The organism is Pseudidiomarina sp. (assembly GCF_048268165.1).
Classification (GTDB): domain Bacteria; phylum Pseudomonadota; class Gammaproteobacteria; order Enterobacterales; family Alteromonadaceae; genus Pseudidiomarina.
Genome location: NZ_JBLWWA010000017.1, coordinates 1 through 12,006 on the forward strand (window position 1 = coordinate 1; position 12,006 = coordinate 12,006).

General features: G+C 52.6%; 13 protein-coding genes. 4 read left to right on the forward strand and 9 right to left on the reverse strand.

Going from position 1 to position 12,006, the window contains the following annotated elements:
- Positions 1-505 (forward strand): replication initiator protein A (locus tag ACN0UY_RS12085; RefSeq protein ID WP_417667422.1); only part of this gene is annotated, 505 nt, incomplete at its 5' end.
- 17 nt (positions 506-522) lie between these two features.
- Here the strand turns inward: ACN0UY_RS12085 and ACN0UY_RS12090 are convergent.
- Positions 523-1,176 (reverse strand): YjbF family lipoprotein, encoded by a 654-nt coding sequence (locus ACN0UY_RS12090; RefSeq protein WP_417268636.1) that lies wholly within the window; start codon positions 1,174-1,176, stop codon positions 523-525.
- 5 nt (positions 1,177-1,181) lie between these two features.
- Positions 1,182-3,311, reverse strand: coding sequence for a YjbH domain-containing protein (locus tag ACN0UY_RS12095; protein WP_417268637.1), 2,130 nt, complete (start codon positions 3,309-3,311; stop codon positions 1,182-1,184).
- Positions 3,312-3,561: 250 nt separating this feature from the next.
- Here ACN0UY_RS12095 and ACN0UY_RS12100 point away from each other — a divergent pair, with 250 nt between their 5' ends.
- The gene (locus ACN0UY_RS12100) at positions 3,562-4,446 is read left to right on the forward strand and encodes a hypothetical protein (protein ID WP_417268638.1); all 885 of its coding nucleotides are present in this window, start codon (positions 3,562-3,564) and stop codon (positions 4,444-4,446) included.
- Positions 4,447-4,471: 25 nt separating this feature from the next.
- On the opposite strand, the gene ACN0UY_RS12105 is transcribed toward ACN0UY_RS12100, so the two are convergent.
- Entirely contained in the window at positions 4,472-5,377 is a 906-nt protein-coding gene (locus ACN0UY_RS12105; protein WP_417268639.1) for a glycosyltransferase family 2 protein, read from the reverse strand.
- Between the two features lie 160 nt (positions 5,378-5,537).
- Here ACN0UY_RS12105 and ACN0UY_RS12110 point away from each other — a divergent pair, with 160 nt between their 5' ends.
- Positions 5,538-5,798 carry a spike base protein, RCAP_Rcc01079 family gene (locus ACN0UY_RS12110; protein WP_417268640.1) on the forward strand — a complete coding sequence of 87 codons (261 nt, stop codon included), beginning with the start codon at positions 5,538-5,540 and terminating at the stop codon, positions 5,796-5,798.
- 9 nt (positions 5,799-5,807) lie between these two features.
- Entirely contained in the window at positions 5,808-6,371 is a 564-nt protein-coding gene (locus ACN0UY_RS12115; RefSeq protein ID WP_417268641.1) for a phage head spike fiber domain-containing protein, read from the forward strand.
- Between the two features lie 88 nt (positions 6,372-6,459).
- Here the strand turns inward: ACN0UY_RS12115 and ACN0UY_RS12120 are convergent, their stop codons facing one another.
- From ACN0UY_RS12120 to ACN0UY_RS12145, 6 genes are all read right to left on the reverse strand, one after another.
- Positions 6,460-7,794, reverse strand: a complete 1,335-nt coding sequence (locus ACN0UY_RS12120) for an O-antigen ligase family protein (RefSeq protein WP_417268642.1) — start codon at positions 7,792-7,794, stop codon at positions 6,460-6,462.
- An 82-nt stretch (positions 7,795-7,876) separates the two neighbouring features.
- On the reverse strand, positions 7,877-9,178 hold the full coding sequence (locus tag ACN0UY_RS12125) for a lipopolysaccharide biosynthesis protein (protein ID WP_417268643.1): 1,302 nt from the start codon (positions 9,176-9,178) through the stop codon (positions 7,877-7,879).
- Positions 9,120-10,031, reverse strand: a complete 912-nt coding sequence (locus tag ACN0UY_RS12130) for a sulfotransferase family protein (protein ID WP_417268644.1) — start codon at positions 10,029-10,031, stop codon at positions 9,120-9,122. Before ACN0UY_RS12130 ends, ACN0UY_RS12125 begins: the two co-directional genes overlap by 59 nt.
- 25 nt (positions 10,032-10,056) lie before the next feature.
- Positions 10,057-10,824: a WecB/TagA/CpsF family glycosyltransferase gene (locus tag ACN0UY_RS12135; protein WP_417268645.1), complete on the reverse strand. Its 768-nt coding sequence runs from the start codon at positions 10,822-10,824 to the stop codon at positions 10,057-10,059.
- Between the two features lie 25 nt (positions 10,825-10,849).
- On the reverse strand, positions 10,850-11,614 hold the full coding sequence (locus ACN0UY_RS12140) for a sulfotransferase family 2 domain-containing protein (protein ID WP_417268646.1): 765 nt from the start codon (positions 11,612-11,614) through the stop codon (positions 10,850-10,852).
- A 79-nt stretch (positions 11,615-11,693) separates the two neighbouring features.
- A partial coding sequence (locus tag ACN0UY_RS12145; RefSeq protein WP_417667428.1) for a sugar phosphate nucleotidyltransferase occupies positions 11,694-12,006 on the reverse strand: 313 nt, incomplete at its 5' end.

A 12,006-nucleotide genomic window follows, 5' to 3' on the forward strand; every position in this document is an offset into this window, starting at 1 on the left:
GGTGACGCTCTCAGAATGGTTGTTTCGGGCGGTGATGTCGAAATCCGTGCTCACTCTGAGCCGGGACTATTTTCGGTTGAGAAAGCCGTTGGAGCGGCGGGTGTATGAATTGGCCCGCAAGCATTGTGGCAAGCAAGAGTATTGGCGGGTGTCTGTTGAGACGTTGTTGAAGAAATCCGGATCGGCCAGCCCGCGTCGGGTGTTTCGCAAAATGATCCGGGACATGATCACAGCCAACCAATTGCCGGACTATGAGATGAGCGAAGAAGAGGGCGATATTATTCGCTTTGCCTCACGCGCACGGGTCTTGGAGGCGGATGGCCCCACCCTTGGCCCGCTCAGAGGCAGCGTGTTTGAGCGCGCCCGCGATATTGCGCCGGGGTGGGATGTCTATGCGCTGGAGGCGGATTGGCGCGCCTATTGGGCGGCCTCCGGCCACCCGCGGCTGCATTCGGCTGAGCAGGCGTTTTTGGGCTTTGTCAAAATGCGCGTGGCCAAGGGGTAAAGCCCCCGCCTGCGAGATCAGCGCGGGATGCTCCGCAAGGCAAGGGTGCCGACTGTTTCACTGATCCATTGACGAGATTGGACGATCTTACGGCTGCTCCGTTCGACCCAAAACAGGTTGCGAAACTCGATTTGACCGTTGCGGCAGGACTCTGAGAAAAGGTCCGTATCGGCGGTGTAAGGGCCTAGATCGACGTCAACCTGCCTTTGGCGCTCGACCTGACAGCGAAAGGCCAGAGTTTCGGCCTGACTCTCTCCATTGAGCAAGGTGACAAAGCGTTCGGTCACTGCGTTGCGTCCAGCGTTTAAGGCCTCAAGGGTCTGTGAGGGATCCCCCGCGAGTTGGTCGCCCCCAGTGCCGCGCGATGCGATGATCATACCGTTTTTCATGCCAAGGGACAGATGGTCCAAAGAGATCCAGGTTTCCTCCCCTTTGTCATTCACCGTTTGGCGCACAAAGACCGTGTAGGCTTTGTCTTTTGCTTCAAGCGATACAAGATAGGCGGGGGCGCCAGCTTGTTGATACGCAAGGAAAGTGGGATCTGGCTCAACATCGTCAGACCTGTTGAGGAAGTTTTGCAGCATATTTTGTTTTTCGGGATCCGACGAACAGGCGCTCAACCCCGCGACGAGCGCGATCAAGAGACAGGCAGCAAGAGGGCGAAAAGTCATACAGGTCATCTCCAGAATTTCCCCCAACGGTCTTCCAGCTCACTTGTGTGCGTGTTTCTGACCATTCCATAAAGTCGGTTGCCCACATCAAGCCGCGCGCCCCCATCGCGGACCACAGGACGAATGGTTGTTCCATAGCCGCCTTGGGTCGCGGACCCGGTCAACCAATCAACAGGGACGGAAAAGCGAATGCCTTTATCAAACGAGCCTTCGCCAAAGTCGTCAAAGGACACATCGGTGAGCGTAAAGAACGCGCCAACACGGAATCCGTTGTCGAATTCGCGATCCAAAGAGAACGTCGCACCATAATCGCCAGCAAGATACCGCCCGACATCCACTTGGCCCAGATAGCCGCCGCCAAAATCATAATAGGCAGAGGCGTGACCGGTGACGACATCGTAGTCTTGAAAGCCAAACATTTGGTCGAAATCGCGTTTTTTAACGTAGTTGAGTTCGGCGCCAAGTGCGAGCGGACCATTGACGGGCTTCCAAAGCAGCTCGCCGGAGACGCCCCCATACATCGTTTCAAGATAGCCGGCCGTCACGCGGCCATAGAGATTTTTGCCCGGGCGGAAGAAATAATCTGCCGTCAGGTATTTGATCTCGAGATCGGATTGTTTGGCGTATTCGCCACTGTCTGTGCGAACATGTGGCAGGACAGAATTAGAAGGCCGGGAGATTTCGTCAAGGGTGCCTGCGACGGGCTGACGCATTGCACCAGAGAGGACGAGACCCCGCATCGGAGTGAAAGAGGCGGCAACCTGAACGCCGAGGTCCGCACGCACGGGCTTATCCGGATCAAACAGGGAAGGATCGAGATAGGGGGTGATCCGCCAATCGAATTTTGGGTAAATACCCGTAATTGCGGCCGCTTCGCTTTGCGCGGCATCTTCAAAATCGGCGCGGGCAAAGCTGCGCCAGCTGCCATCCAGATCGTATTCGAGGGCTTCGAGATCGCTACGGCGCACAGTTGTGCGTGAGGTTGTGATCCCATTTGCCGTGGCTTCCAGGCGGAAGGTGGTGATGTCCGCCGGCAGTTGGTTCGCCAAAACACGCGCAGTCCGGCCAAGCGCCTGCGCCTCTGCCGGATAGCGGCCATTGATAATGCGCACCGTGGCTGTGCCGCCTTCGACGGTGATGCCTTCGAGCGTGATGCCCTGATCTTTGAGGGCTACGGACAGCACGCTGTCTTTTTGGCGAACACTGTTTGCGTCCCATGACAACGCCGCTTGGGTTTGACGCGGCATAAGGGCCGGCGGGGCCTCTTCGATGCCACTGGGAAACTTGGTCTTTTGCGGGGTGATTGGCACATTCACCTTAAAGCCAATCTCGGCCCCGTGAAGTAAGTAGAAAGAGGCTTCCGTCCCATTTTTAAGATGGTAGCTGAGCGAAACGTTCAGAGGCGTCTTTTGCGCAAAACTTGTGCGCTCTGTTTCAACGACATAGGCATCAGATGAATACTCGATTGCAGCCGAAATACGATCAGACAGTCTATAGCTGAGCGCGCCGAACAGAGCGGCATCCCCTGTGAACCAGTCGCCCGCAGAGAGACTCCCGGCCTCACCAACCGTTCCAATAGAGACGTCGCGTTTTTTGCTAAAATGGGATCCGAGAAAACTCAACGGGTTGTCAAACCCATTCCGCGTCCCCAAACGGCCCCAGCCAATGCCGCCGGATGCGACAAGGCGTCCATCCGCAAAAGTTTTGGCCATGGCCACATATTCGGACGCCAGAACGCCTGTTCCGCCAAAGTCCTGCAAGCCAACTGTGAGAGATGGCCGACGGTCGGTTTCCTCGACAAGGCGAAACACAACATCAAAGCTTCGGTCTAGTCGGCCTTGTCGTATTGGGCCGTTGAGGTCGCCAAAATAGCTGTAGCGAAAGGTGCCAAGGGCCCACGGAGTGATCTGAAAAGACCCCGTAAGATATTGTGTCTCGCGAAATACGTTCGCCGTGAGAGCCAGTTCGCCATCCGGCAACATTTGCCCAGAGGGCATGTTGATAAATCCTGGAGTGCCCAAGGCCGACACCGAGGTATCGTCATAAAGTGTCTGAGATAAAGCGGCGGTCGATTGCACAGCGAAAAAAAGAGACGCCGCAAAGCGCGCTTTATACAGCCCAATATATGAGTTCATTTAATGTATGCCCCATCCATGTCAACAAACTCCAAAGTGCAGCGGAACCTTTGATTTGGGATCATACACGACTTTGCAGTTTTGTGAGATTTCTGGCGGACTTGTTTCAAGCCTGAATTCATTTTGCGTCATCAGGGCAACACTTAAGCAACGGGACGTTTACAGCCCGTTTTCCCAATATAAGGTTTGTGTTTTGTGGGCCTTGCGATAGCTTACCCTCAAAGCGAAATGATTGGTGGATGACGCTGGCATGGCCCGAAATCTCATTTTAGTGACAGGCATGCCTCGCTCAGGAACAACGGTCATAGGGGAACGTCTTTTGGGCGCCCGGTCCATCGAACTTTATGAACCTATGAACCTACAAGTTGGCGATTTGTCGATCAAACATCAATTTACTTTGCCTGGGGAAGACGGTTTGGATGACGCGGGTCTGGATCGCTTTGTGAAACGGTTGCGCAACGGGGTTTTGTTCGGAAAATATCCGCCCAAACACAGTCCACGCCACCCCCTTTTCAATCGCACGCGCAGAACGATGCTGCGTACTCTTTTGGATCGCCGCGCAGAAACGGTCATCTGGAAAGATCCATTTGCCGTATTCATTGCGCCAAGACTGCCTGAACGCGGTGTCCCTGTTGTGGTCACTGTCCGCGACCCTTTGGCAAGCGCGGCAAGTTTTCAACGTATGAACTGGTCGTTTGATACCGGTGCATTTCAGAAGAGATTGCGACAAATCGGTTTTGAAACCGAGCCATTCCCTTCCCCCAAGGGGAACGTGCGCGAAGAAAGTGCCAGTGCGGCCCGCCTATGGGCTTTGACGCATAGATATTTGCTTGATCAAATAGACCGCCAAATTCCATTGGCTTTGATTGGCATTGAGGGCAACCTAAGCGCACCAGAGAAAGTCGCACAGCGCCTAAAAGAGGCCACCGGGATCACCCCTCAGCTCGCCGAGGCTGCGACGCAAAGCACAGACACGAGCGAACCCCTTCCAGAGCAGGCTCATATCAAGAACAGGTCGGCGGAAAGTGTTACGAAATACTGGAAAAAGATTCTGACGGAGGATGAGGCATCGTATGTCCGTGAGCTCACGGATGATCTTTATGCACGCATACAGCCCAGACTCGCCTTGGACTAAGTGTGTTTTGGGTGGATATGACGCCTTAAACGCCCCATCTTTTCTTTTGCACCCAAAGCATGGCACGCATTGCAAGCCATTTCGGGCTGCCATTTTTAAAGTGCTTGTTGATAAAAACTTTGAGACTGTCCGCTTTGAGGCGTGAAACAACCGGCGAAGATTTTCCACTGCTTCCCCACCCAAATTCGTGAATGACCGGCGTTGCGGGAACCTGTGCAACCCGCCACCCTGATTGTTGCGCACGAATACACATGTCTTCGTCTTCTCCATACAGGAAAATATCGGGGTCAAACCCCCCGTTCAGATCCTGCCGCACCTGCTCCCGCAAAATCAGAGACGCACCGCAGACCCAATCGACATCCACACTGTGCTCAAGGGGAGCGGCGGCGGAACTGTGGGTGCGGATATAGGTCTGCGCCATCGAAATGCGGGACAGCGGCGCACGAAGCCATTTCGCTTGATCCGAGGTCGCAACCCATTTGGCAAAATGCCGAACGCCAAGCCCTTGCAGCAGCCACTTTGCCGGGGTTGTGAACCCATAGGCCCCTGTTTGCGGGCTTTGATCTGGAAAGACGAGAGGCAGACCCGCAATGCCAATCTCTTGTTCATGTTCCAAAATATGCAATGCTGCGTTTAAGCTGTCGCCCTGAAGATACGCATCGGCATTGTGAAGATAGTAATATCGCGCAGGGGCATTCTCCATCGCCAAATTATTTCCGCGTCCAAACCCGAGATTTTCAGACGATTCTATCAGGGTGATCGACGGGAATTCCTCTTTTAAGATGGCAACCGTTCTATCCTGAGAGGCATTATCGACCACAACGATCTGCGTTGAAAAATCCTTTGGTGAATGCGCCAGAAGCGATCCAATACAGTCTCGCACAAAGCGCTCAGAATTGTAGGTCACCACCGCGATCGTTACATCATGCATCTGTCAAAAGCCTCTCGAGTGCCCTGTGACCAACATCGGTCATCACGTGTCGATTCAAGCCCAATTGTTGCAAAAATCGTGTTCATGCGCACGCCCTAATCAGGGTTCAATAAGGCCTTTTCTGTAAGTTTGCCCTGAATTCATCAAAAGGAGCACTTCCATGACAAATCCCTTTGACCGCACCCTGCACGTTGGCGCACCCGGCCGTCGGTATTTGCCTGTGTCACCACATGACAGCACGGACCTCGAAAAAATCGGAACCTCGCTGTATGTCGAATCCGGCGGGGTCGTTCAGTTTAAATCCGTATCCGGTGATGACTGTACCGTGACGGTCCCGGATCACGGTTGGATCTTTTGTGGCGTAACACGCGTGTATGCGACGGGCACCACGGCGTCGGGCATTCACGCAATCGTACATTGAGGTCTGGTCATGGCGCTCCCCCTCCTTTCCCCCGCGCTGGTGACTGCGTTGTCCAGCGTGGATCAACGTCGAAATCTTGTTCCATATTCTGAAGATGCAAGCCAATGGGCCGTCGTTGGCACGACAGTGTCTGGCCCACTTGGCCTCAATGCGCTTGGTCAGTTTTCAGGGTATGCGATTGCTTCAAGTGGCAGCCAATGGCACCGCTCCACCATTGTCGAACTGCCTGTTCTCGCAGGTGAAATCTATTCTGTGCGACTGTTTGTTCGGACGGGCACTTCAGGCTCGATGCGGATCATGGCCCGCTATATCGACACGACCACCACCAGCGACAATCTTGTTGGCGCGCCTGGGTCCTTACCGGCAAGCTCTGGAAGCATCGCTTTGGTGAGCGACACCTTGCGAGAGGATGGTCTCACCTATGAGATCGTGTTTCGCGTGACCGCGCCACGGGCGACCAATTTTCAACTGGGTCTGGGTCCAAACAGCAATGCGGCGGGAGAAAATATCATCGCCCTGGCAGCGCAGGTTGAACTCGGCGCGACTGCGACAGCATATCAACCGACACCATGAAGCCGCGATGTGAAACCGTGATGTGAAAACCGTGGGTTGGCCATAAAACCGCGCAACCTTACCGTTGCGCGGTTTTATATATCTGCATTTATTGCAGCTTTTGGACTGAAAAAGGCAATGGTTTCTGATCGCGTTGTCGCATCCGCGCATAAAGAATATGCAGTGAGATCAACCAAAAAGAAAAAATGAAATAGAGCGGGTGAAGGGTGAAGATCGAGAGAATTGCCATGAAGCCCATCTGCGCAGCACAGGACAAAATCAGAGCATAAACGAGGCCTAAATGAGTATTGTCTCTCATCTGAACGCGGACTTTGGCAGACGTCACCAAAACGATTGGCGGGACCACCACTGCGAAGAGGTAGGCGACGAACGCTATTAAACTCGGAAGACCACTCGACAACGCGACAGACAGGAACCAATTGTCGATTGTGTTGAAGTTTTCTTCCCACATGTAAATTGAACCTTCGCCATATTTCATAGCGGTTTCAATCGCCTGGGTCGGACCCTGACCTTGCCCGTACCCAAACCATGGCTGATTCCAAATTGCGATCAAACCATTGGTAAGCTGTGCCGTACGCGCATTGGATTGCAACAGGCTTGCACCAGCTCGCTGTTCCGCCAGCATAATGATGAGAGGCAAAAGAAGCAGCACGGCAGGGATAAGAACGAGCCTTGCGTCAAGCCGCTTCGCGTTGAACCCGAACGCAGGTTTTGAGATCAGGACATACACCACAAGCTCAACAAACATCATACCCAGAGCGGTGCGCGATCCGGTCGCAACTCCGATCAGCACCAAGCCAAGAACGAAAAGGCGTCTATGCGTAAACCCTCGCGCGCGATCTCCGAACAAAAAGAATGGCAATACAGAAATAACAAAATAGGCCAAAGTCAAAGGGTGTTCAAACGTCCCCTTGGCGCGGATTAAACCGGCCCTTTCAATTGCAGCAGCCTTAATGGCATTGCCTGCATCAGCAGGAGCGAAAGCGCTAAAGGGGTTCTGTTTCAACACGATTTCTAAGCAAACGATTGCGAAAATAAACACAACAGAGGCTTTGAGGACTTTGATCAACGGGTCTGTGTAATCTTTGACGAAAAAGAAGCCGTAAAAGACAAAAGCCATAAAAACTTCAGTCATAAATTCATTGATAAACAACAGCATCGAAACGGTCTGAGGCGAAAGTGCGGCCGCCAGACCACGCCAAGAGAAATAGAAAATAAACGCCATTAGCGTGAGCGGGCGAGCGGAATAAAGCTCCTTAAAGCTATGCCCGAACCGTAAATTCACCACTCGGGTAAAAAACGCAAAAACCAGAAGAACAACAAGCAGTCTTTCAGCATTGAGTTGTGCATTGGTTGCCAAAGAAGGACCGATGTAGAACGGAATGCAGAGCAACGCGACAAAGTACCAGCGGGCGATTTGCATGATCTATGGACCTTCTCTCTCAAACAATTGAGAATCTTTAACGCCACGCAGTGTCAATATTGCATGCACGGCCAACGCCACATCAACCAAGCGACACGTGTTTTCTCTTCGCCCAATTGGCTGCAGCTGCAATTATCGTGAAAGAGACAACAAAGGCAAGAACGACGCCTTTACTGCCCCAGATCGACCCAAGACTGAAGGCAACGATCACAAAAATCCCGAGGCTGCACAGGTTAATGATAGATCGGGTTTTTTGCAGCCCTAAGGCTGTAATTTGGATGTTTTGAGACGCTGCCAAATAGCGTGTGACGGTTAAAATCGCAAACACCCACATAAGCGGCTTAGCCTCGGAAAACGCGTCTGAATACAGCAGTTCGATCATGGTGGGCCCGAGCGCCCACATCGCCAAACCCGCACCCGCAGCGATGCCAAGATAGATATTAACAGCCAATCGGCTCTTTTCCTTGAACGTGGTTTTATCGGACACAGCGCGTGACAGGCGCGGCAAAAGCACATTATTCATCGGCTGGGCCATGATATTTGCCCCTTGGGCCAATTTTTGTGCGGCTTGGTATAAACCAACGGTGGTGCTTGTGGTCAGAAGGCTCAGGATCATCACGTCGAGAAAGAAAAAGCTACGTTGACCGAGGGCATCAATGGAGTAGGGAATATTCGCCATGACCTCGCGACGCAGACTTGTGCGCGTGACGGGGCCCGGCGTGACGTTTCCAATCGACCGCCATGACCAAAGGGTTGTGATCAGGTGGACACTCCCCGTCACAATAAAGACCAGGGCAAATTCATGTTGAGTGGCGTCTGTAAAAGACAGAAAGATCGCGAAGCCGGCGCCACAGATATTCGCCAAGAAATTGTTGCGAGAATCCAATAGGTGACGCCCAGCCGCACGCAAAGTTGCGCCGTAGAGGTTGGCAACCGAGATCAGGCAAACGCCGATCCAGAGCCGCAAGATGAGCGCCAAATCCAGTCCTGACACCCATGCAAACACTGTGATCAACACGCTCAGCAGGGCAAACAAAACAGATTTCACAATCAAAGTTTCACGCGCCAAAACGATGCTCGTTTCGTTTCCTGTCGCATGGGTTTCTTTGAGCAGGCGGGTCATATATCCGAAATCAAAAAGAATACCGAACAGCGAACAAGTCGCATAGGCGACAGAGAAATGGCCAAAATCACTCGCCCCAAGGCTTCGCCCTGCGATGACAAAGATCACGATTGTACCGATGAGGCTGGAAACGACGCCCATCAAACTTTGGAAAAGATGTTTTGATATCATGATTGAACGTTTTCTAGGGCAAGGCCAAAGATCACTGCCATCCTGTTTTGCGGCCAAGAATTTCTTCGAGGCGGACAATTTCGTTTGCATAGTCTTGTTTGAGTTGCGCACGTAGGGTTTCGGAGATCGCTTCTTTTTCCCCCGTGTTCATTTCTTGCAGTTTGCGTTTGATAATGGCCCCGAGCCTGCGCGGCAAAATGGCCTTCGCCATATTCGCAAGAGGGCTGGCATCGACCAGCCGGGCCACAAAGCGTGACTTGGGCAAACCTGAGCGGTTGAACTCTTGTCCCGTATCGAAATGATAATCCGCGCTGACACCGATAAATCGACATATGTCCTGAACGGTTTCCTTTGGGTGCGTGCGTAAATCATCAGACAACACCACGAGAACATTCTCTGCGCCAAACCGGTTGATATACCGTTCCACACGATCCGCGGCATATGCAGAGGCGCGGTAATGCCACATGTCGCCCCAGTTCTTGTCAATGCGATTGGGCTCTTCGGCCAAAGCGTCTTTGAGCGGCAACGCCTCACGCGCGGCGCGGCGCAGGTGCATGTATTGAGAGATCACACGCTCAACCGGGTCTCTGAGCAAAATAATAATCTTCACGTCCTTGCCGAGCAGTGCCTCGATCCGCTCAGGCGCATGTTCTTCGTTCAAATAGGACGGCGAAATGTCTCCCGCGACTGCGCCAGGCTTCATTGACGAAAACTGCGCCCGGTATTGGTCCTCTGTCGAGATAAGACCCTTTAAAACGGCGCGCATTCCAGGGCCTTCCGGCCTTTTTTCAAGATCCGGATAGGAAAAGTAATGCAGCTCTTTTTGTTCCGTCAGGAAAACCTCAGGATGGGAGCGCAAATATTCATAGAGCGACGTGGTCCCACATTTGGCCCCACCGACGCAGATGAAACTGGGCAATTGTGAATGCGTGTCGGCGGTCATATCCGTCCTGTCCTTGTGTAGAGTGTCATGATGACATGACCCGTGAGAGTTTTTGGGCACGCAGCAAAAAAGTGATATTGCCGATCACATAGCGGCGGAACAGTCGTTTGGGTTCTCTCAGAAGGCGGTACGCCCATTCAAGCCCGAGTTTCTGCATCCAAAGCGGGGCTCTTTCGAACCGATCTGCCAAAAAATCGACAATCGCGCCGCCACAAATGATCAGTATGGGCTGATCGGGAAAGGCCAATTTGATTTTGTCGGCGAGCATTTCCTGCCGCGGCATTCCCTGTGCCAGCAAGATGATTTCCGGCTCCGTCTTACGAATATCTTCAATATATGCCTCCAGGCTCTGGAACCCATCAAGGCGCGAAACGACTGTTTTGCCCTCCTCTTTAAACCGATCACAGGCTTTGGATAACCACGGCTCTTTCGTCCCGTAAACGGCCAGCCGTTTGGTTGGGCAGATATTCAGGAAATTCGGAATAAAATCTGTGCCATTCATATTCAGGCCCGGATCTTTTCCTGCTTTTTGGAAAAGAATTTCGAGCCCTTTCCCATCTCTCAGGACAATATCCGCAGCTTTAAACGCCTGACGCGTGTCCGTCGATGTCCAACAGAGGTTAAAAGCGTGTGCGTTCACAAAAGCCAAAGTTGTTGGTTTTGCACAGGCTTTCAGTGTTTGGACAAGAGACATTTTGTCCTTCTCTGAAGGGACGATATACACAGATTCCGCAAGTTGTTTGAGCGCCTCGAAACGCGGGTCAATTTCGGAGCCATCTGACTTGTCTTCCATCGCGTTACTTTCCAAGGGCGGGCATCTAGGATTTCAAAACTTTCTTGCCGATCTTTTTGAGATTCAAAGACAGGGCTTCCAACGTCCGGCGAGAAAACACCCCCGTGTCCTGAACCGGCGCTTTGTAAGGGGCTGTTGCGTCCGGTTTTTTGCGATCAATGTGATATCCAAAGGTTTGGAAATCTTTTTCATAGAACGCGCTCACCGCCTCTTTAAGTTGGGGCGTCACCTCAGAGGCCTGTTCGGAGGGTGCGTTGCCGCTTCTGCGTTTGTTTTCGTGAAAGATCGTTCGCGGGCCACTTGAGTCTCCTGCGCATTCGTCAAGATAGCTCACGATCCCGTCCAGTCCGAGTTCCAGATGAAAGATCTGAGCGCCCGGCGGAAGGAGGTCCGATTGCGGTCTCAAATGATGGTCATATTTGTAGATTTCAGTGTCAAAGTTTTGCACGTAGCTGGCAAACCAATCCGTGATGTTATCATTTTCATTCAACGTCTTGGCTACGCTGAATTGATAATCAAAAGCGCTTTTCACCCGCGCAAGAGGATGGCGAACAATGCCAAAAGAGGCGGTAATCCAGTTTTCTGGAAAGAGACGCGTAAAGCTTTCCCAATCCAAATGCTGCGGCGAGGTGCAGGACCACCGCGCATGGGGAGGACGCTGCAGATACAAGGGTTCCAAAAACGCGATGTCGCCGAAACGACGCCGAATGTAACTTTCAACAGATTTTCCGCCGCACTTTGGGACATGGGCGAAATACACGAACTCGTCGTTGATCTTAAAAACCGGCATAGACTTTTTTTCCCTGCGTCATGTTAAACTCACTCGTCTCAAAGCGATCAAGCGGACAGTTTCTCACGTTTCTGTCGTATTAGCCTTTCAACAGACCGGCGAGATATTTGCCATATTCGGTCTTTTTGAACGTCTCAGCGTGTTCGCGCATTGTGGTGTCACTGATCCAACCTTGTTCATAGGCGATCTCTTCGGGACAACCAGATTGCATCCCTTGGCGTTTGGACAATGTGCGCACAAAGTTGCCCGCATCCAAAAGGGAGCCGTGGGTGCCGGTGTCGAGCCAGGCATAGCCACGGCCCATGCGTTCAACCGAGAGCGTGCCGTCCGCGAGGTAGGTCTCCAAAAGCGTGACGATTTCAAGTTCGCCACGTTCAGACGGTTGAATGGTC

Bases quoted from the DNA above. Each gene is read 5' to 3' on its own strand.
- ACN0UY_RS12090 (WP_417268636.1), bottom strand. From the start codon at position 1,176: ATGACTTTTCGCCCTCTTGCTGCCTGTCTCTTGATCGCGCTCGTCGCG.
- ACN0UY_RS12095 (WP_417268637.1), bottom strand. From the start codon at position 3,311: ATGAACTCATATATTGGGCTGTATAAAGCGCGCTTTGCGGCGTCTCTT.
- ACN0UY_RS12100 (WP_417268638.1), top strand. From the start codon at position 3,562: ATGGCCCGAAATCTCATTTTAGTGACAGGCATGCCTCGCTCAGGAACA.
- ACN0UY_RS12105 (WP_417268639.1), bottom strand. From the start codon at position 5,377: ATGCATGATGTAACGATCGCGGTGGTGACCTACAATTCTGAGCGCTTT.
- ACN0UY_RS12110 (WP_417268640.1), top strand. From the start codon at position 5,538: ATGACAAATCCCTTTGACCGCACCCTGCACGTTGGCGCACCCGGCCGT.
- ACN0UY_RS12115 (WP_417268641.1), top strand. From the start codon at position 5,808: ATGGCGCTCCCCCTCCTTTCCCCCGCGCTGGTGACTGCGTTGTCCAGC.
- ACN0UY_RS12120 (WP_417268642.1), bottom strand. From the start codon at position 7,794: ATGCAAATCGCCCGCTGGTACTTTGTCGCGTTGCTCTGCATTCCGTTC.
- ACN0UY_RS12125 (WP_417268643.1), bottom strand. From the start codon at position 9,178: ATGCAAACGAAATTGTCCGCCTCGAAGAAATTCTTGGCCGCAAAACAG.
- ACN0UY_RS12130 (WP_417268644.1), bottom strand. From the start codon at position 10,031: ATGACCGCCGACACGCATTCACAATTGCCCAGTTTCATCTGCGTCGGT.
- ACN0UY_RS12135 (WP_417268645.1), bottom strand. From the start codon at position 10,824: ATGGAAGACAAGTCAGATGGCTCCGAAATTGACCCGCGTTTCGAGGCG.
- ACN0UY_RS12140 (WP_417268646.1), bottom strand. From the start codon at position 11,614: ATGCCGGTTTTTAAGATCAACGACGAGTTCGTGTATTTCGCCCATGTC.